The organism is Paenibacillus sp. S33, assembly GCF_053615415.1.
The window spans coordinates 1012794-1033217 of sequence record NZ_JBSIEZ010000001.1; the positions used below are offsets into that span (position 1 = coordinate 1012794).

At 43.4% G+C, this 20424-nt stretch carries 19 protein-coding genes, 1 pseudogene and 1 riboswitch; of the genes and pseudogenes, 11 read left to right on the plus strand and 9 right to left on the minus strand.

What is annotated here, in order from left to right; all coding sequences use genetic code 11:
• Positions 1–90 precede the first annotated feature (90 nt).
• The 6 genes from ACWGXJ_RS04735 to ACWGXJ_RS04760 form a co-directional block, all read right to left on the minus strand.
• On the minus strand, positions 91–507 hold the full coding sequence (locus ACWGXJ_RS04735) for a DUF4280 domain-containing protein (protein WP_013308879.1): 417 nt from the start codon (positions 505–507) through the stop codon (positions 91–93).
• A gap of 5 nt (positions 508–512) precedes the next feature.
• Positions 513–1043 carry a hypothetical protein gene (locus ACWGXJ_RS04740; RefSeq protein ID WP_452566299.1) on the minus strand — a complete coding sequence of 177 codons (531 nt, stop codon included), beginning with the start codon at positions 1041–1043 and terminating at the stop codon, positions 513–515.
• The gene (locus tag ACWGXJ_RS04745) at positions 1040–2302 is read right to left on the minus strand and encodes a pentapeptide repeat-containing protein (RefSeq protein ID WP_452566300.1); all 1263 of its coding nucleotides are present in this window, start codon (positions 2300–2302) and stop codon (positions 1040–1042) included. The genes ACWGXJ_RS04740 and ACWGXJ_RS04745 overlap by 4 nt, the downstream gene beginning before the upstream one ends.
• A gap of 12 nt (positions 2303–2314) precedes the next feature.
• Positions 2315–3730 carry a phage baseplate assembly protein V gene (locus ACWGXJ_RS04750; protein ID WP_452566301.1) on the minus strand — a complete coding sequence of 472 codons (1416 nt, stop codon included), beginning with the start codon at positions 3728–3730 and terminating at the stop codon, positions 2315–2317.
• Entirely contained in the window at positions 3727–4407 is a 681-nt protein-coding gene (locus tag ACWGXJ_RS04755) for a hypothetical protein (protein ID WP_235307355.1), read from the minus strand. The genes ACWGXJ_RS04750 and ACWGXJ_RS04755 overlap by 4 nt, the downstream gene beginning before the upstream one ends.
• Positions 4408–4576: 169 nt before the next feature.
• Positions 4577–5452, minus strand: a complete 876-nt coding sequence (locus ACWGXJ_RS04760) for an SDR family NAD(P)-dependent oxidoreductase (RefSeq protein ID WP_452566302.1) — start codon at positions 5450–5452, stop codon at positions 4577–4579.
• Positions 5453–5651: 199 nt separating this feature from the next.
• Between ACWGXJ_RS04760 and ACWGXJ_RS04765 the strand changes: the two genes are divergently transcribed.
• From ACWGXJ_RS04765 to ACWGXJ_RS04790, 6 genes and pseudogenes are all read left to right on the plus strand, one after another.
• The gene (locus ACWGXJ_RS04765) at positions 5652–6119 is read left to right on the plus strand and encodes a MarR family winged helix-turn-helix transcriptional regulator (protein WP_452566303.1); all 468 of its coding nucleotides are present in this window, start codon (positions 5652–5654) and stop codon (positions 6117–6119) included.
• Between the two features lie 73 nt (positions 6120–6192).
• Positions 6193–6336 (plus strand): annotated as a pseudogene (locus tag ACWGXJ_RS04770) (GNAT family N-acetyltransferase); the annotation flags it as partial.
• A 535-nt stretch (positions 6337–6871) separates the two neighbouring features.
• Positions 6872–8251, plus strand: coding sequence for an amino acid permease (locus tag ACWGXJ_RS04775; RefSeq protein ID WP_235307357.1), 1380 nt, complete (start codon positions 6872–6874; stop codon positions 8249–8251).
• A 385-nt stretch (positions 8252–8636) separates the two neighbouring features.
• Positions 8637–8792, plus strand: a complete 156-nt coding sequence (locus ACWGXJ_RS04780) for a hypothetical protein (protein WP_452566304.1) — start codon at positions 8637–8639, stop codon at positions 8790–8792.
• Positions 8793–8872: 80 nt separating this feature from the next.
• Positions 8873–9595, plus strand: a complete 723-nt coding sequence (locus ACWGXJ_RS04785; RefSeq protein ID WP_452566305.1) for a hypothetical protein — start codon at positions 8873–8875, stop codon at positions 9593–9595.
• A gap of 383 nt (positions 9596–9978) precedes the next feature.
• Complete coding sequence (locus ACWGXJ_RS04790) at positions 9979–12867, plus strand: S-layer homology domain-containing protein (RefSeq protein WP_452566306.1); 2889 nt, start codon at positions 9979–9981, stop codon at positions 12865–12867.
• Positions 12868–12974: 107 nt separating this feature from the next.
• Here ACWGXJ_RS04790 and ACWGXJ_RS04795 read toward each other — a convergent pair whose 3' ends face one another.
• Positions 12975–13649, minus strand: a complete 675-nt coding sequence (locus tag ACWGXJ_RS04795) for an NAD(P)H-dependent oxidoreductase (RefSeq protein WP_061831600.1) — start codon at positions 13647–13649, stop codon at positions 12975–12977.
• Positions 13650–13792: 143 nt separating this feature from the next.
• Between ACWGXJ_RS04795 and ACWGXJ_RS04800 the strand changes: the two genes are divergently transcribed.
• Both ACWGXJ_RS04800 and ACWGXJ_RS04805 read left to right on the plus strand, forming a co-directional pair.
• Entirely contained in the window at positions 13793–14185 is a 393-nt protein-coding gene (locus ACWGXJ_RS04800; protein ID WP_165179453.1) for a winged helix-turn-helix transcriptional regulator, read from the plus strand.
• Positions 14186–14381: 196 nt separating this feature from the next.
• Entirely contained in the window at positions 14382–15374 is a 993-nt protein-coding gene (locus tag ACWGXJ_RS04805) for an ABC transporter substrate-binding protein (RefSeq protein ID WP_322174346.1), read from the plus strand.
• A 219-nt stretch (positions 15375–15593) separates the two neighbouring features.
• Here the strand turns inward: ACWGXJ_RS04805 and ACWGXJ_RS04810 are convergent, their stop codons facing one another.
• Together ACWGXJ_RS04810 and ACWGXJ_RS04815 are read right to left on the minus strand one after the other, a co-directional pair.
• Positions 15594–16229 (minus strand): cyclodeaminase/cyclohydrolase family protein, encoded by a 636-nt coding sequence (locus ACWGXJ_RS04810; protein ID WP_254327176.1) that lies wholly within the window; start codon positions 16227–16229, stop codon positions 15594–15596.
• Positions 16226–17092: a bifunctional 5,10-methylenetetrahydrofolate dehydrogenase/5,10-methenyltetrahydrofolate cyclohydrolase gene (locus tag ACWGXJ_RS04815; protein WP_029517626.1), complete on the minus strand. Its 867-nt coding sequence runs from the start codon at positions 17090–17092 to the stop codon at positions 16226–16228. Before ACWGXJ_RS04815 ends, ACWGXJ_RS04810 begins: the two co-directional genes overlap by 4 nt.
• A gap of 111 nt (positions 17093–17203) precedes the next feature.
• A riboswitch (ZMP/ZTP riboswitch) is annotated at positions 17204–17288 on the minus strand.
• A gap of 213 nt (positions 17289–17501) precedes the next feature.
• On the opposite strand from ACWGXJ_RS04815, the gene ACWGXJ_RS04820 reads away from it, so the two are divergent.
• The 3 genes from ACWGXJ_RS04820 (at position 17502) to ACWGXJ_RS04830 (ending at position 20360) form a co-directional block, all read left to right on the plus strand.
• On the plus strand, positions 17502–18563 hold the full coding sequence (locus ACWGXJ_RS04820) for a fatty acid desaturase (protein WP_013308916.1): 1062 nt from the start codon (positions 17502–17504) through the stop codon (positions 18561–18563).
• Between the two features lie 67 nt (positions 18564–18630).
• Complete coding sequence (locus tag ACWGXJ_RS04825) at positions 18631–19764, plus strand: sensor histidine kinase (RefSeq protein WP_069291170.1); 1134 nt, start codon at positions 18631–18633, stop codon at positions 19762–19764.
• Positions 19761–20360, plus strand: coding sequence for a response regulator transcription factor (locus tag ACWGXJ_RS04830; RefSeq protein WP_025683815.1), 600 nt, complete (start codon positions 19761–19763; stop codon positions 20358–20360). The genes ACWGXJ_RS04825 and ACWGXJ_RS04830 overlap by 4 nt, the downstream gene beginning before the upstream one ends.
• Positions 20361–20424: the final 64 nt, after the last annotated feature.

Genomic DNA, 20424 nt, shown 5'->3' on the forward strand with positions numbered 1-20424 from the left:
TTTGAAGATAATCTATATCATGCGTTGGTGGAGAAGATGGCCATTCTCTCACCAGCGCATTTTGTTTTTTTAGAGGTAGGTTGCAACTGATTAATCCAGCTCCTGACCGTCATTTTCGATCTGTATGTGCCCGCAATAAAGACATTGATGCGTACAGTTCTGCGTAAGAGCAGGCTGGCCTTCGATGCGCATGTCGCTTTTTCCGTTCAACCAAGGCATCGTAAGGACAGGAATACACGGAGCCTTTTTCACTCCATAAATATCAACCATCTCACTGGCTTGCACAGCCGGATTCAGCGGACTGGAGCAATTCCCAAAAGATTTTATGTTCACTCCAGGTACATAATCTCCAATATTCATTTGTGCTTTATTTTTAACATACACCCCATGGCTAAAAGGGCGCTTCAAACGCGTAGGCTGTGTACCGTAACTACAGCTTAAAATCGCACCTGCCACGACGTAGCTTTTTTTCGCACCTGTTCCAGGCTGCACACTTGCTTCTTCCATACGGATTATTCCTCCTTTGTGGCCATCTCCACTTTTTGCACACGAACACCTGTAAATGGACGACGCAGCAGACTTTCCGCTACCGCGAGATTGATATAGACATGTGCTTCCAACAAGCCGGCGATCCGAAATATAGACGGTTCGATTTTCCCGTACTTAAGTACCAGTTGCTTCAAGGTATGGTCGGGATACCACTCGGTTTGTGAGGAAAGACAATCCACCACAGGTGGACGCAGTACCCAGTACACATCCTGCCTGGCTTTCTGAAAATCGGTAAGTATAGCGGCCTTCCATTCCAGCTCTGGCATGTATTTTTCCAACAGGGCTTTCATGGAGTCTGAAACCAGCGGCAAAGGGAACTCCAGAAAATCCGGATATACGGTTCGTGGATCTGTATGTACTGCTAAAAATAGGGGAGTGTCCTCTGTCTGAATGGTATGACCCGAAAGGATATCTTCCACCTGCAAGGGAGCTAGGGGCGCAGTCTCCACCCGATGCTTTACGCGCTCGTCCACCATGAGTCGGTAATACCTCATGACATCCACTCCCCTTTACTCACTGCATCTGTTACCTGTGTAGCCAGTGGCGTTTCTACAACAGAAAGGCCAATAGCTTGGCTTAGTTGTTCATCTGTAAAGATTGCCCGGTGTAGTTTTGCTCCTGTAAAATTAGCTTTTACTAAACATGCACCTATAAAAGAAGCGTCAGTAACATCAGCTCCTACAAAGCAGGCACCTGTTAGATCCGCGCCGTTAAATAAAGCTCTTTGCAGCGCGGCATCTTGGAAAGCAGCTCCTTGAAGCTGTGCATGTTGAAAACTAGCTCCCTGTAAATTAGCTCTTGTAAAATTCACTCCATCCAATCCTAACGGTTCCCAATCCAGCCAAGCATCCGATCCATATTCACTATTGCTTATAACTTCGTCCAGTACAGCCTCTTGCAGGGAACAGCCACTGAAATCGGCTCCGTGAAGCAGGCTGTGCGAAAAGTCGGTTCCATCTAGCTGAGCTTCTTGCCATACCGTGCCTACGAGGATACAGTGATGCAATCGACTTTGTTGCATCCCGATCTGGCGAAAGACTGTATAGCGAAAATCCAAGGAGCTGTAATCTCCATCCGATAGTTGAACTTGAGACAGTGTTTGGTAGCTGTAGGCCGATTCTTCTTTTTCCTCCAGCCAAGACTTTATTATGTTTGCATCCATGGGTCTCCGATCTTCCCGATACACGGAGACACTATGATCCATATACTCTCCGACGCGAATCTCAAAAGCTTCTTCACGATCCAACGCCTTAAACTCTGGTAGGTCGACTGCTTGCTTCATAGCCTGACGAACCAGACTAACGATCATCGTATGAAGATATCCCGCTGCTTTCAGCATGATCTGTTCCAATTCAAGTTCGGAAAGGAAGACTTGCTGCTTCAAGGTTTCAGCCCCAAGCTGTTCACGTAATTGAGTCCAATAGAGAAAAATCCAACTTGCATCGTACTCCAACTGAACGGGCTCAGCATCAAGCATCCATAAGGCATCCGTAGCTTCAACAAGATAAACGGGCTTCTGTTCAAGCCATGTGGTGCGCAGCATAGAGTAGGTGATGTAACCAATATGACCTTTACGACCGGTGAGTTGTTTTTGCCGAACCAGCTCACAAAAGGCGCGAAAATGTTCTACTATATGCTGTAATCTTTGTGTTTGTGTTGATTTACATTTCAATGCCCATTCTTTGCGGATGAAAGACCAAGCTTGATGAAGAGCCGCTTGTTGCTGATCTAACACATCTGTTTGCTTTTCCATTTCAAATCATCCTTAATTTGACTTCACTTCGCTGCCTTTCATGTCTGCCGACCCACTTAATTCGATATGACTGCCATTACAATCCATACGGAGCTGACTACCTGCGGACAGGCTCATTGTCTTCCCCGCAGATAGGCTGAGATTGCCTCCCGCCGTAATATTCACCTGTTTGCTGCTCGCAATATGAATACCTTCTTTATCGTCCAGTTTGATATAAATGGCGCCGTCCTTACCTGTAACGACCAGTTCATCCGGTCCTAGCCGAATTTCCTTGCCATGCGGGGTACGCCATATTTTCATTTGCGGATTGGAAAAATGGTTATGCGTACTCTTGCGATCTGCCCGTCTCACGGCACTACCTGCTACGCCGTCTTCTTCCCGACTACCGGGGAAATAGAGGGAAACTGAATCGCCTTTTTCTGGCATGACGTACCAACCGGTATGACCACCGCCACTGTACACGGTAGAATAGTTGAACCAGTGTGCTTGGTTAGTGTCCTGTTGTTCATCACAATCCAGATGAATGCGCAATTGATCCTGACGTACGTCCAGCACAATACCGCTTAATGAAGCTCCTGCCAGCTTATCCTGGTAGTAGCTTTTTTGCCGAAATCCCTGGTAAGAACCTAACACATACTGATGCCGCAGCAGTCCTTGGCTCATGGCGGTGTAGGCTTCCATCACATACAGGTTATGCCCCTGAAAATTCAACTGAGCGCCCAAGTCGAGTACCTCATCCGTTTCTACCTCATAAAAAATAAAATCATGTTCACTGAGTTTGGTCTGTTCATTCTCCTGAAAATAACGAAAAGGAAGCAATTGCTTACGTACGGTATAACGGGTATGATCCAGTATCGCCTGTGCAGGGCTGTCCTCAATACCAAAATAAAATTTGGGACTGTCAAAACGGGCTACAGGCATCAGACTCGTATGATAACGTGAAGCTATGCGTCTTAAAAATGCCCAGTCTGTCTCCTGATACTGAATGGCAAGCCGCCCGATGGCTTCTCCTCCAGTAGCTCCGTCGATCACATCCAGTCCTTCATAGTCCTTACCAATGTGCTCCAGCATTTGGGGAATCGTCATTTTCGTATATTGAAAAGAACGAGTACGCTGCTTTATGTCCATCCGGTACGTATGGGAAATAGCCTCCACCTCCAGATAGTACACACCTCGCACGACTTTTACCTCGACCGAGAGGGCAATCCCACTAAATAGCGGCTTGCTTGCGCCAGATTCATCTTGTTGGCTGACTTCAATGATGGTATTTTTTTCTGTCGTTTCCACGTAACTGTCTTGCAAGTCTTCGGGGATAACACCTGTAAAATAAAGCCGAGTATGCTCGTTAACTTTTTTCGTTAAGGTGAGCTCTTCTAGATCAATTTGTTCATAAGGGTGAATTTGAATTTGATCGTATCCCAGACTCATGGTGTAGTCATTCCTTTCTCATTTGTAGAATAGGCGGAGGGTGGAAGGACAGAAAGGGATTGAACCCAGTATTCTGCTACAGGTAACCAGACTTCGAGATCTGCCTCCAGACAGCTAAAGGAACCTATGACAACTCGTCCATTGTGGATAAAGAGCAGCATTTCGTTGTATAGATTACCGTCGATCCCCGCCGCCACAAAACGAATCTGTCCAACTGAAAGTCCGGAACAGTTGGTGACCATTTCGGTACCTAACCAGTTGCGAATCGGTTGTACAGACCGTAGAATATCCGCCATTTGCTCTACAAAATCGGGCAGTTCTTCCGCTTCCAGAGCGGTATCTGTAGGATTAAAAGTGATATTGATGGTCTCCTCAGATGAGGTATAAATGACCTTTGGTCGATGCTCTGAAGGATATTTGATTATAGCTTGCTCCATTGGCATAGGAGTAAAGGACTTGGGGATGTAGAAACCAATCTCTCCGTGTAGTATTGTAATGGGCTCCAACGTGAGATAATCATTTTCAACATGAAGTAGCTTTGTTTCTTCAAACATGGAACCGTCCTGTTCCGATTTCTGAGTTTGAGCTGGGATGGATTTCACATTATCGTTATTAGCTGTCTTCTGATCCACCATTTTAGCTTTGAGGCTAAGTATATGCTCGTCTAGATAGTTCATAGAAAGCCCCCTTTTAGGAAAAATACGCGTTTGTACTTGAATATGTAAAGATGAGAGGAGATATTTAAGTACAGAACCAACATATGTATTTATCGGTTAAAAGAGAGATTTAGTTTACAAAATGAACCATTCGTAGTTGGAGGAGCATTGTTCGATATTAGATTCTATTTCATTCCATAACGCCTTTTTGCCGTAATAATTCGGTTGTAGTACTCCAAAGTAGGCGTTGCATCTTGATATCCCCACCAGGATATGTCGGCACAATCGGCTTACCAGTACCAACATTAAAATATCCGCCTGTCACTTCTTGATATTGGGATTCTGTTGCTAAACGAATAATGATGTCTGCTCCTTTCCGTGGGTCTCCGATATGCAAAGCGTTCAATATTTTTGCAAGTATCGAAGAAAATCCTAACTCACGGCCAAGGCCGGTAACGTTAAAGCCTGGATTAAGTGCGTTAACTACGATTCCAGTTCCATCCAGTTGACGTCCAAGTTCTTCTGTAAACATGATATTAAGAAGCTTGGTCTTTCCGTATATCTTAGATGAACCTCTTGCGGTAAATGCAGATGTATCTGTTAAATCCTCCGGTAATTTTAATTCACCATGGTTGCGTGATGCTTCAGAAGCCACATTGACGATCCTAGCATTTGTGGATTCCATGAGTGACTTGAGTAGTGTATGCGTTAACAGCCATGGGGCAAGATAGTTTACGGCTATCATTTCTGCCAAACCCTCTGAGGTTATTCGCTGTTCAAATCCATGTAATCCAGCATTGTTCACTAATACATCAATCTTTGGATAATTAGCTTTAATTTCATCTCCCATACGTTTGACATCTTTCATAAGAGACAGGTCCCCGAAAAAAAAGTCTACCTTTGTACTTGGCGCCAGATCTTTTAAAACATTTTTAGTCATTTCAGCACGTTTTTCATTTCTGGCTGTTAAGACTAGATGTGCCCCACGTTTGGCTAATTCAATTGCTACCCATTGTCCAAGACCGTTAGTAGCACCAGTGATTACAATAATCGGGTATGTCGACATATAGATCATCCTCCAAATTCTCGATCCAATTACATCCATATTCATGTCTACGCTTTACGGTTGTGGATGCTTTATAATGTAGATCTTCTGCTTGACACTTACCAAAGTTGAAAATATGATTGATATATATCAAGTATATGTATTTTGATTGATATATGTCAAATATATATTCGAACTCATTCAAATAAGGTGGAGACATATGGATAATAAAACTCAACATCCAGATTCTACAAGAGAGCAATTAGAACTGAATCTGGGTGAACAACTTAATGCACTTATAAGCGCATCGCATGCACTCAATGTAAAAACTGCGGCACTTTTCGATCCATCATTACAACCTGCAGCTTTTCTGATTGTACGTTGTCTCCTGTCATACGGTCCGGCAAGCGCTACATTTTTGGCGGAATCCACCGCTATGGATCGAAGCTCTGTTAGTCGGCTTGTTACTCAGCTTAAACACTTGGATTATGTAAAAAGTGAAACTCATCCTGAGGATCGTCGGGGAGTGTTGATATCCCTGACAGCCAATGGTCGTGAAAAAGCCTTGGAAGCTTTAAAAGAAAAAGAAAAAGAGTTTTATCAACGAATTTCAACATGGGAGGATTCTAAACTTGAAGCGTTCATCGAGATGCTGAAGTGTTTTAACGGGTATGATTGCGAGGATTAATGATTCAACATCAAGCATCGTATGATGAAAAAAGGAGGCATTTTAAAAGTGAAAGAAAAAAATGTTTAGGAAATTTGAACAGTGGGGGAAGTCCCATGGATTTTCCGGGATCAAACTGTTATCTCATCCAAGTCGGATACAGGCTCACAGGTTCTACGAACGACGTGGCTATATGTTTACCAAGGATCAAAAAAATTTTATAAAAAATCTCAAATAAATACATATTCATTCATCATTGAATAAGTGGGTTCAAAACTCTGATCTTCATCTCCTTGTTTGGAATTCATGCCTAGTTATATCACAAGGCAATGTTTGAAATGTTGCTCTTTCATTCGGATTTCATGTTTTCCACTGTATTTGAATACAGATTTCAAATAGGCTTAATATCGTGATATTTATCATTGAAAAAATATGTATGTTTAGCACTCTAATGCATTGCATTAAATTGACCATTGTTCAGAAAATATGAATAGCCTTCCTTTCCATTTCATGCCTAAAAATGTCTGCTAATTAGCAGTTGTATTTAGGCGTTTTTTGTCATACAATGCATCTAATGCTACGGACTCGGTCTTAGAAACAGTAAGGTTTGGACGGTAAATAGGACGTGGTTTCCTTGTATATTTACGAATCGTGGAACTACTTTGTAGTCGTTCACTCACGACCACGTCAGTCTGAAAAATTAATAATGTTTGAGGACAGTTTTCCGGATCATTAGCGTTTGATGATGAACATATACGAAGGGGAGCGTTCTTTTGGAATCGAAACAATTAACGAGAGGGCTAAAGCCACGGCACGTTGAGTTGATTGCGCTTGGAGGTACGATTGGCGTCGGTTTGTTTATGGGGTCAGCAAGTACGATAAAATGGGCAGGTCCCTCAGTGCTGTTGGCTTATCTCTTAGCTGGGATTATTATGTTTTTTGTCATGCGGATCATGGGGGAAATGCTGATTCTTGAACCGGTGACAGGCTCATTCGCTACATTTGCTCATAAATATATCAGCCCTTTAGCCGGTTTCTTGACCGCCTGGAGCTATTGGTTTTTATGGGTTACCGTAGGGATGGCAGAAGTCACTGCGATTGGGGTATATGTGGGCTACTGGTTCCCAGATATCCCGCAATGGTTGCCGGCTTTGGCAGGTGTAATTATTATTGCATTGGCCAATTTGGCGGCTGTGAAATTTTATGGGGAATTTGAGTTTTGGTTTGCGATGATTAAAATTGTCGCCATTATCTTCATGCTAGTAGTGGGTACAGGGATGATCTTCTTTGGACTCGGTAATGGTGGACAACCGATAGGTCTATCCAATCTGTACAGCCAGGGAGGCTTCTTTGCAGGTGGTTTGAAAGGGTTTCTATTTGCACTCTGCATTGTAACAGCGGCTTACCAAGGGATAGAGATGGTAGGTATTACGGCAGGTGAAGCTGAAAATCCGAAGATGACACTGCGAAAAGCCATTAAAAACATCATCTGGCGTATTTTGATTTTCTACGTGGGTGCAATCTTTGTCATTGTTACGATTTATCCTTGGAACCAAATAGGCGAGATCGGCAGCCCATTTGTTCTGACTTTTGCCAAGGTAGGAATTGTGGCTGCCGCGGGTATCATTAACTTTGTTGTACTTACAGCTGCGATGTCTGGATGTAACAGTGGTATTTACAGTGCGGGCAGAATGTTATATACACTGGCTAAGAACGGACAAGCTCCTAAGTTCTTTGGGAAAGTTTCTCCAAGCGGCGTCCCTAGAAATAGTATAATAACGACCATTTCCTTGCTGCTGGTAGGGGTGTTATTTAACTATTTAATGCCTGATTCCAAACTGTTTCTGTATATTTACAGCGCCAGTGTTCTTCCAGGCATGGTACCGTGGTTTGCATTAGCCATCAGTCAATTTAAATTCAGGAAAAAGTGGAAGGACGAAATGAAGGATCACACCTTTAAGTCTCGTTTTTTTCCGATCAGTAATTACATCACCATTGTCTTTTTGTTGCTTGTGATCGTTGGAATGTGGTTTAATCCAGACACACGCTTGTCGTTGATTGTCGGAGCAACATTCATGGCGATCGTCGTTGTTGGATATTTTGTCTTTGGTATAGGAAAGCGGCAGAGAATTGAAGAATTAGAGGAAAACTAAAAGATTGCTAAATACGTAACACTTGCCGAGCGCAATTCAGATGATCCTGAGTTCGCTCGGCTTTTCTTTTACATGACGAGGGAGGGGCTACGGAAGGGTTGTTACTGAGGTATAGAACCGTGTGGTTATCCTGTTCGCACTACAAGTGTAAATACAAATACAAAAAAAGTGAGAACGAAAATGGAGAAGTTGATTATTGCTATACTCTTTCGGTTAGCCTTAAGCTCTGCAATTCCAGAAAATAAAAATATAAACCCTAGAAAAAATTGTGAGACTTTGTATAAGTCCTCGTAGGTGTCTGGGTATGCGAGTGATAAAAAGGAAGAGATCATAACAACTACAGCAAATATTAAAGTGAGGCGCTAATAGGTAAAGAGCGCATGCGGTGACTTCAAGAAGCAAAGTGAAGGTGAATCTGCAACCGGAATACGAGACAGGCCAGTATGATGCTACTGTGAGCAATACTGCAGACCAAGCCACAAGAGAGAAGGCGCATACGTTTCATGTCCAAGTGTTTATATTTGAATTTATATTTTTCTAATATTTAACTGTTAATAGAATTATTGAAAAGCTATAATGCTAATAATGATTTGAGTGTATTTGGAGAAAGAGGTTGAGGGTATGTTGTTGAAAAAATGGCCATTATTATTGATGATAGGTATTCTCATGGTGGCATCTGTGGGCTGGAACGGTGGAGTATCTTATGCAGCTACAGAATATACTTGGGATAAGTACAAGGGGACTGAGGTCAAGACATATAGATTGACTACAGTACCTGGAAGAGTCGAATATATGGATCAGGAAAGGTTTTTTGCAGCTTTAAGCCAAACCCCAAATGTGTATGGAGATTTCAGCGGCTATAAAACGGGCAAAACAACTGGAGTTGTAATCGAGAGTATAACGGATGATGTGTACAAATTTACAGTTACTGATTTTCTTCGCGATCAAGAGCCTGAGGTTGTAGAGTATATAAATCCTAGAGGCGGAATTCCTCATAGATGGAATGGAACTAGTGATATTCAAATTTTTATGAGAGGGTCAGAAGCGGCTTCTTTGTCTGAGCTGTTTTATGAGGGGACACCCAGTGAAGGACGCTTTCAATTTAATGCTAACGATATATATTTAGTTACATTCTGGTCCAGTACCGTAAGACTTATCAGTGGGATGTCTGCTGAAGCGTTAATAGAGGAAGGTCCTCACACGTTTAACAATCGGGAGCTTGTAGGTCAAGTAACCAGCGAAGATCCTACAGCTTATCCGCAAGATGGGATTTCAGAAGGTTATTATTATGTTTTTAAGGGTACTGGGAACAAAGAATCAACTGATGATGGAGATAGCCAATAAAAACAAAAGAAGAGATAACATTGTGTAGGGTGCTTTATACATGATGTTATCTTTTTTATTGTGATGCTTGCATTAGGAAATTAAATATTGAAAAAATGCTGTAAATGTTAATTCCCAATGAAAACCATTTTAAAAGATCGGGATATATGCCTTTAAAATAATGACAATTTTACGGATGGAACTGTAATCTAAAACTACTTTTTTTGCTGTCTTTATTCAATCCTAGGGATATTATTCCGATAATTCAAGTATATACAGTTTGGTGTTAATTGAAATGAAATTCGTTTGAAAACAAAAGAAATAATTTTCAAAATTCACACAGAAGTCCAGGTGCAAGTAACCTGATGCTATATTGTAAAGGAGGTGCAAGAATCCAAAATAATATGAAATATGAAAAAAAGTTAAAACAAATTAGGCAGTACATCACTGCTATACTGGCTGTTTGGTTGTTCTGTATACATACTGTGCCTGTTTTTGCAAACAGGGCCTTTAACGATATTGAACATTCATATGCAGCCGATGCAATTGAAGCCATGGCTGCTCAAGGGTATGTTACGGGTTATCAGGATGGTAGTTTTCGACCTGTACATTTTATTTCGCGTCAGGAGTGGGCGAGTATTTTCGCTAAAACGTTAAAGCGAACTTCGGTTAACAAAAGCGTTGCTCCTTTTAGTGATGTGTCACCATGGGCTCTACCCTATGTGCAGACCTTGCAAGCAGAGAACATTACCAAAGGAATTAGTGATCAGTTATTCGGTGCAAAACACAATATGACTCGTCAGGATATGGCAGTGTGGTATGCCAGGTATTTCGGTGTCACTGAAGATACCCGTGCTTCCAATAAATCCAGTTTTGTGGATCAGTCTGATGTATCAGACTATGCACAAACGAGCGTATGGCTGATGGAACGTTTGGAGCTGATCGAGGGGGACACGAACCATTATTTCCATCCCAAAGAGTCTGTGAGACGGCAGGATGCTACACTGGTAGCGTATCGGATATGGCTAGGTGGCGACGGTCTAAGAGAACGTGCCAAGCGTTTGCTGGAGTCATTAGGAAATGGAACTGCAGCGACGAATCAGCCAGCCAGTAACCCGGAATCGAAGAAGATCGTGGTCGACCTGGCGCCAGAAATTAGTCACCAGCGTGCGAATCCGGAAATCGAAGAGCCTAAAAGCCACAGTCCAAGGCCCGATCCACCGGTATCTCCGGTAACACCTACTGAGCCGAACCCGGAACCGCCAGTTGTACGACCAGATCCTGGGCTCAAACCACCAGTGATATCGCCAGTGACACCACCTGTGACTCCGTCAGAACCACCGGACCATTCTTCGGATTTTCTAGTGGATGAGGTCGTAATCAAGGCGCCCGAGTTGGTAAATCAACCAGAAACGTATCCTTCGTATCAGCTGTCCTTTGATCTCTACAATAGAGGGCACTTGGTAAGCATTCCCGATGTTAGCGTCACAAGTGTTACTTACACATTTAGTGATACATTAGGTGTATTTGATGAACATGGGAAAATTGCGCATTCCGAAAATATACCTGCTGCTGATGATTACATTCCTGTAGAGATGGAAGTCATCATTGCTAAACCCCATCAGGTGCTTAAAGCACAGACCAAGCTGATCGTGAAAGGGAAGACTCCTCCGGTAGAGGAACCGAGTGTAATCAGGTCCGTATACTTGGCGACGTACTCCATTTCACAGGGGGCGACTCTAGACCCTAATGCCTGGAGCATGCCCTATGTATTTCAAAATGCAAAGGGAGAGGTCATACCGTCCGGTCTATTGCCGTCAGACTTGAAGCTTCGGATTGAAGATTCCAGAGGGATATTTGACGAGGATGGACATATTGCCAATCTGCATCTGATACCTGCATTGAACTCTGTCATTCCATTCAAGATTGAGGTTGAGTCACCCTCTCAGGGAATTCACTTCATATCCGATGCCGAGTTAACTGTAGTACCAGGAGCACGCAAAAAGCAATATTTTGCTATCTCTATGATGCTGCAGGGAAAAGATGCGGGCAGTACGACCACGATAGAGCAAATTGAGCAGTCACGTCAATTGCTGATGGATCACTTTGGTCCCAACGTAAAAGTGACGTGGGCCATGGAAAATAGATTTATTTTTGTGGAATCAAATCGTCCGCAGCTTAAAAAGGTTTTGGAATATGTGGATCAGTATGGCGATGAAGTCGGGATTTTGGATGGGTATCCGAATAATCTGTTTGGTCTCCCTGAATGGGAAGCACAGATGAACGAGTGGTTGTATATGTACCGTTATAATGCACTCAATGAGCTGCACCAATCTGGTTCGTTAGGGTCACCTTCGGTGTTTGAAAGCATGGATACAGACCAATATCGGAAGTATCTGCCTAAATCATTGACTGGCTTTACGGTGAATCCTGAGCAGGCCCAATGGCTTAAGGATCATTTTAAGATCACCTCAGCGATGGGTTGGTCGGCTACACAGTATAATGTGAACAACATGTATGGTGAGGGTTCACCTTTGATGCCTTACTGGTCCCATAAGGATAATCCGATTGTTCCGGCACAGGGGCTTACAAATAATAGCGGTATCGTATTTATGAACTCGATTACGATTGATCCGATTGGATCACGTTATACCAAAGATTCCTCACGCTGGACTCTCCATCCGGGCGATCCATATGTGACCGAAACGGATGCGGCACCACAACTGTATATAGCGCAGCAGTATTTAGATAACCCGTATCAACGTTTGAATACAGTAAACTACATGTCCATTATTTTGGATGTCAACTGGCTTGCCAAAAACCATAACATGTCTCAAATATGGGAGAACTTTGTGAATCACTTCCCTGTTGACCGTGAGGTTGAGATTGTGGGCGTGGACGGGCTGAAACAGATTTATGAATCGGTAGCTGGATTGAGTAATGATCATACGGAGTTTTCGCTCATGTTTAGAGGCTCAGGCTTTAAGGCAGTTATGGACTCCAATAATTCACCAGCCAATCTGCGTTACTTGTGGACTGAAAACGCCTCACAGCGGATTATTTTATCCAAGGAGGATGGAGATGCAGCATGGTCCATTATTGACTTTACTGACTATACCCGAAGTCCGGTTCCGAAGATGGCATATAATCTGGATAAGAACACGGATGTAAGCTATGTCACTGGAAGGAACTTCAAGCTGCATCCTACAGCTCCGTTAACAGCAGATGAAATTCAGCGCGTAAAGGATCGTTTGAAGGAGATTTACTTTGCAGAAGAAGTAAACTACCAGTAAGGATTTTGAATGACAGATTTTTTATAAGACTTGAGATTTTATGAAAAAGGGGCGCCCATAGCCATGGAAATGGCTGTGGGACGCCTCTTTGTTTTAGAGTAAAGGTTTTACACCCATTCAATAACCTGATCTACAGATCGCCGGGTTTTGCCGCGCGGCTCGTTCAGACGGTATCCAAATGCCACCATACAGGAAATACCGAAATGCTCGGCATCCATGATGCCTTCTTCGGAGAGGATGCGTTCGATTTCCTGTTTATTAAAACCTTCGATAGGACAGGAATCAATGCCGATTTGAGCTGCGGCAGTCATCATGTTACCCAGTGCGATGTAGGTTTGTCGGCAGCCCCACTCGAACAAGGCTCTTTTATTTTCCTCCAGCCCAAAATCAGATTTTAGAAAGGCATCATACACTTTCTCTCTGCCTTGAATCACTTCAGCGGGTAATTGCTGTACGTTCTCCATCATACTCTTGATATAATCGGAGGAGGCTACCATATCTTCAGGAAGTCTAGAGAGGATGAGTACAAAATGGCTGGCTGTTGGCAGTTGTTTTTGCGCCCCCCAAGAGTAAGGCAGCAGCTTCTCACGCATAGCTTTACTCTGAACGACAACAAATTTCCAAGGTTCAAAGCCAAATGAGCTTGGAGATAAACGACCGGTTTCAAGAATAAAATCAAAATCGGAATCGCTAATTTTCTTATGACTATCAAATTCCTTCGTTGCATGTCTGAACTCGTATGCAGATAAGATTTGATCTTTAGTAGTAGTTAAGGTTTCCATCGTTATTCCACTCCTTATGGATGTGATTAAAATTGACGCTTACCAAGTGACATGCTTAATATTAGAATATACATGATCGTTTTTGAAGTACGCACATTAATGTGCTGTAGTATATAAAATGATACCAAGGAGGAGAAAAGCCTATGCGCAATCGGAAAGGCGGCTTTGGGGAATGTACCGCTGGAAATGATCAGGCGTGTCCAGTTGAGTTCACGCTGGACGTGATTGGGGGCAAATGGAAAGGGATTATTCTATATCATCTCATGTATGGGACTAAGCGATTTAGTGATTTTCGGCGGATCTGTCCGGGAATTACTCAGCGTATGCTGACACTCCAATTGCGCGAGCTGGAAGAGGACGGAGTCGTTCACCGTGAAGTCTACCAACAGGTTCCTCCTAAGGTCGAATACTCTCTAACTGAATTTGGAAAAACGCTGATCCCGATTATTAACCTGATGAAGGATTGGGGAGAAGAATATAAAACAAAACAGCGATCATCAGAAAGCAGCCTTCAGCAGCCTAGCCCCAATGTGTAGGTTTTTGAGACGGCTCCACGAAACAAGACCTGGCCATCATTTTTTGGCAGGTCTTTTGTTTTTTTTAAAGTGAAATGATGCAAAGTTCGTTTTTTAGTTGACAGCAAGGACAACGCTTGATATATTTCTTACGATATTGATAATCATTATCATCTGTATTGGAGATCATCTCCACAATATATAGGGGGCTAATCAGTTGAAAAGAAAATCGTATTTTATGATGACAGCTATGTTACTTGTATTGTCTGTATTCATCAGCGCTTGCGGCGGAAATAATAATGGAAGTAATCCGGCTTCATCTTCCGAAGATAAGCAAGAGTCGGCTACTACTGGAGAGACTAGAAGCTTTAAAACGGTTAAAGGGGATATTCAAATTCCTGCTAAGCCACAGCGCATTGTAACGGATTTTTACGGCGGGGAATTGCTGTCCGTGGGTGCTAACGTGGTGGGTGTGGAGCCGACTGCATTTCAAAATCCTTTTCTGACCGATTTGCTGAAGGAAAAAGGAACCAAAGAGGTGGGTGATCCGACCAATTTGGAAAAGACGCTGGAACTCAAGCCCGATCTGATCGTGGTTATGAAGGATACGAATTATGAGGCTCTTTCTAAAATCGCACCTACCCTGTACATTCCGTATGGTACGACGACTAATATCTATGATACGGTCAAGCTGTTCGGTGATATCACTGGGGAAAAGGAGAAGGCCGAGCAATTTATTGCTGCATTTGATAAAAAGGCCGCTGAAGGTCGCGCACGTCTTGAAGGTGTGATTGACGAAAAGGCAACTTTCGGTCTGTATGAGCTGACGGACAAGCACGCACTTTGGATCTTTGGCGACAATGCGGGTCGCGGCGGCCAAGCTGTATACAATGCGCTTAAACTGAATATGCCAAAGAAAACAGTGAACTCCAAGGAACAAACGGTGCAGCTTTCGATGGAGGTATTGCCACAGTATGACGCAGATTATATGTTCCTGACTACGTATGACCCCGAGAAAAAGGGTGACGCGCTCAAACAACTAAAGTCGTCCGCTGTGTGGGGGAATCTTCCAGCGGTGAAGAACAATAGAGTGTTCTTTAACGATTTTGATACGTATTATCGCTATGATCCAATCGCTATTACCGGGCAAATTGATATGATCGTGGATATGCTGGTCGAAAGAGAAAAAGAGAATAAAGCTAAACAATAGATGTGAGATTCTGCGTTGTAATGAATTACTCAAAACAGATAGGAATTCGCATGTTATACGCAGTATATAGCATTAAAAACCAGTCCAACATGAATCATGTTTGGACTGGTTTTTAATTTACTATTTTGTCGTAATTTCAATAGTATCTTCTTTTTGTATCCAATCAGCTATTTTTTTGAAGAAATGTTTTGGAACAGGTTAAACACGGTTATGAGCAGACTAATTCGCTATTCGACTGCGCACCATCAACAAGGTTTGTTCTTTGATTTGTCCGATTTCACGGATGAGTGCGGCTGTCTTGGTCTCATAGGAGTATTTGACATCCAAGTCTTTCAGCGAAGCAAGGTTAATGTCGACGGTAAGCAGGGCAGATTGAGCGGCGGCTTCGAACAGGATCGCGCCGATGCCAAGATCCGAAATCACATTTTTATTGGACATTTCCACAATGTTGTAGGCTTGCGACAATCCGTCCCGGCATACTTCCAGCAGGCGCATGGGTACCTCAATGGCAGCGATCACCGCTGTCTGTAAGGAATGGGTACGATAGCGCTTTTCTTCGTCCGTTTCCTTGGGCAAACGCAGCGCGGTCATGTACTGTTCAAAGGATTGGATGTCTGCGACCATTAGTTCCTCACAATGTGTAGACAATCTTTCCATGCTGTTAATGACGTCCGTGATTTGTTCATGGATATGCGCATATTTTTCTCCTTGTGAAAGGTTGGCGGTCATGGAGGTCATAGCCGCACCTAGTGCCGCAGCCAGTGCGGATACACTTCCTCCACCGGGGGTAGGCGCTGCACTTGCAGCCTCTTTTAGAAAATGCCCGATGGAATGATTCCACGACAGTTCACTCATGAATAGACCACCTCTCTGGAGTAGTGTTGCAGATGTATTGCTTTGAGCAGATTTTTGTATAAAATCGCAGTTGTTAAGGTGCCAACACCGCCGGGAACCGGAGAAATGGCATGGACCTTTTCCCCAACGTCTAAAGCGGCATCCCCCACTATTTTTCCCTCTAGCGTCTCATTAATTCCCGCATCTACCAAAATCAGACCGGGATGAACCATATCCTGTGTAATCACATCAGGGCATCCGACTGCGACGAAGGCAATGTCTGCATGGCTCAGATGCTCTGCAATATCACGTGTTCCTGCATGACAGGCGGTAACGGTGGCATTTTCTCTTTGCAACATGTGGAAAAGGGGAAGTCCCACTGTCTGTCCGATGCCCACGAGAGTGACATTTTTGCCTGCCAATGTGTGACCGTAATGCTTGAGCAGCTCGATACAGGCTTGAGGTGTTGCGGGATATAGTCCGGCGTCACCTGTTACGGTAGCCAGCTTGTTATCAGGTGTAATCCCATCAATATCCTTGTAGGGGGCGATGGATTGTTTAATAACGGAGGCGGAAAGATGTTGGGGAAGCGGCAGTTCCAGCATAATACCATGTACATGGGATGCATCGTTCAGACTGCCGATCAGGTGCAGTAGCTCGGTTTCGCTAACATGACGATCAAAAGTATGGAGATGAAATGAGATACCCAGCTTCTCCGCTATTTTTTGCTTGGTCCGGGCATAGTAGGCAGATGCCGGATCACCTTCTACCAATAGGGTCGCCAGATGGGGACGGTGTCCTTGCTGCTTCATTTCTTCTACCTGTGAACGGATCGTTGCATACACTTGCTCAGCTGCTTCTTTGGATTTCATGATAATAGCCATAGTCCGAGCCTCCTCTGAATTTATCACATGATTTATCAACAGGGTGTCATGGTCTTGTAAACGAAAAAAAGTATTTGCACAAGGTCGTCAAGACAGACGAATCCTCTGCAAATACTTCTCCCAGGCGAACGGTACGCTTTTTTTGTATGCTCCCTCGTGGTTCATTCCACTGACTTCGCCAGTCACATACAGCGTTATTATGTCTTATATTTTAACAAATAATCCTCAGAAAAGAAACCCGCGAACATTTGGAAAACGGGTTGTGTTACTTGTCTATATGACAAATGTCATATACCCGAGCTGACGTTTATGACTACAGCGCCTAGAGGCTTTACCTTATACTGAGATTAGATCAACATGTACGCCTAACAGGATCAAGGTATAGGCGCCATTTTAAAGGAGGATCATAATGAGTATGACACAACTCCCATTAGCCCAATTGAAAAAAAATATGGCTCCCTACGAGAAAATAAACACGAAATCCAGCGTTCTGCAACTCATCAATACTTTGGGTCCACTGATCCTATTGTGGTATGCTGCTTATCTTAGCCTGTCGGTTTCGTACTGGCTGACGCTTCCCATTGCCATTGTTGCATCGGGGTTTGTGGTACGGACGTTTATTATTTTTCATGATTGTGGTCATCAATCCTTCTTCAAAAGCCGCAAGCTGAACGACATTGTGGGAACGATTACAGGTATTATTACGCTCTGTCCTTATCATCAATGGAAAAATAGTCATGCGATCCACCATGCAACCAGCAGTAATCTGGATAAAAGAGGCACAGGTGACATGTGGGTGCTCACGGTAGAAGAGTACACAGAGGCTTCCACATGGACACGGCTGGCCTATCGCATATATCGAAATCCTTGGGTTATGTTCGGACTAGGTCCGATCTATACTTTTTTGATTTCCTATCGCTTTAATATCAAGACAGCCAAACGCAAGGAAAAAATGAACACTCATGTGACGAATATATCCATCGTTGCATTGTATGCACTGTTGTGCTGGGCTATTGGATGGCAGGCCTTCCTTCTCGTACAGGCACCTATCTTTTTTGTATCCGGTATGTTGGGCATCTGGTTGTTCTATGTACAACATCAATTTGAGGATTCGTATTTTGAGCACGATGAAGAGTGGAGTTATATTAATGCAGCCGTAGAAGGCAGTTCTTACTACAAGCTTCCTAAAGTATTGCAATGGATTACGGGGAATATCGGATTTCACCACGTTCATCACTTGAGTCCCAAAGTGCCAAATTATAATTTGGAAAAAGCGCATGAAGCGACACCGTTACTTCAAAAAGCAACCACGATCACAGTGAGTAGCAGTCTGCAATCTTTGAAGTTCCGCCTTTGGGATGAAAATACGAAAACCTTTTTGACCTTTAAACAAGTGAAGCCGCTCCTCAGCAAACGTGTTGCAGTCACGAAACCCATCCCTACACCTGTTGTAAGCACAGAAAGAAAATAACGTTGTACAAAACTTGGTATGATATGATAAGAGATATAAGTCAAGTGAAGTAGAAGAGGGTGGCAGGATGCAAAAATGGTATCAGATTTTTCAAAGAAATACTGGACTTAGCCCTTATGTGTGGGTCGTCTTTTATATCCTGCCCTTTTACTACTTTAGCTCTTCATCTACAAGTCATATTATTCTGGGTACTGCTATTATTTTGGTGTTTTTTGCATGTTATGTATTGGCTTTTGTCTCGAAAGGCTGGCTCATATACTTTTGGACCAGTGTACAAATTGCCATATCGATTACCATGACACTGCTGTTTAGCTATATGTATTTTTCCATATTTATCGCCTATCTGATCGGTAATATTAAAAGTAAGGCTGCATTTACGACGCTGTATATTATTTTAATGGTTATTACGATTGGATTGATCAATTACGGTTTTGTTTCTCAGAATCCCGTTTTTATTAAACAGATTCCTTTTATCCTGCTCAATCTGATCGGTGTGATTCTCCTTCCAATTACGAATTTTAATCGCAACAAAAGCGATCGGCTCCAAGTCCAATTAGAAGATGCCAATAAGAAAATATCGGAATTGATTAAGCTGGAGGAACGGCAAAGAATTGCGCGTGATCTGCACGATACCTTAGGTCAGAAGCTGTCACTCATTGGGCTGAAGAGCGATTTGGCGGGCAAACTGATGGATCAGTACCCGGAGCGGGCTCATGCTGAAATTAACGATGTTCGTCTCACGGCGAGAAGCGCACTAAAAGAGGTGCGGGAAATGGTTACTCAAATGCGCGGTATGCGACTAGAGGATGAACTGCTACGTATTCGGCAGATTTTAAAGGCTGCTCACATTGAATTGACTCTAGAGGGCGACCCGAAGCTGGAGCATACATCATTAATGAATGAAAATGTCCTTAGTATGTGTATGAAGGAAGCAGTGACAAATGTGGTTAAGCACAGTGGAGCCACCGCTTGTTCCATCACCATTGAGCCGTCTCGTAAGGAATTAACCCTTCGGATTCAGGATAATGGAGTCGGTATTACGAGAGAAAATGGAACCTTTCGTGGAAACGGCCTGAAAGGTATGAAAGAAAGGCTCGAATTCGTGAACGGATGTATGGAGCTGCGTTCAGATCAGGGAACGACCTTGGTCATTAAAGTGCCCAATATCACTGAAAAGCCGAATGAGGAGGTGGGGCCATGATTCGAATTGTCATCGCGGAGGACCAGCGTATGCTGCTGGGTGCTCTAGCCTCCCTGCTGGACTTGGAAGAGGACATGAAAGTAGTCGGAAAAGCAAGCAACGGGGAAGAAGCTTTAGAGCTGGTGAAGCTGCATCAGCCCGATATATGCATTATGGACATCGAAATGCCGATCAAGAGCGGATTGGATGCGGCTGAGGAACTCAAAGGCTTGAACTGCAAGGTGCTGATTTTAACTACGTTTGCTCGCCCCGGGTATTTTGAACGAGCGATCAAGGCGGGGACACACGGTTATCTGCTCAAGGACAGTCCCAGTGAAGAGCTGGCTTCCTCTATTCGAAGTATTATGGCAGGTCGGCGTATCTATGCCCCGGAACTGGTCGATGATGCTTATGCCGAAGTCAACCCGCTAACAGAGCGTGAAAAGACCGTTTTAGCGCTCATCGCTGACGGAAAGAACACAAAAGAGATTGCTGGTGAACTGTATTTAACGACAGGGACGGTGCGCAATTATATTTCAGTCATTCTCGATAAGCTGGGTGTCAGTAACCGGATTGAGGCAATTACACGTTTTAACGAAAAAGGTTGGTTTAAATGAGAAACAGGGACGCTATGAAGCAAAATGTAGCGCTCTGTTTTTTTTGTTTTATCCATAGATTTGG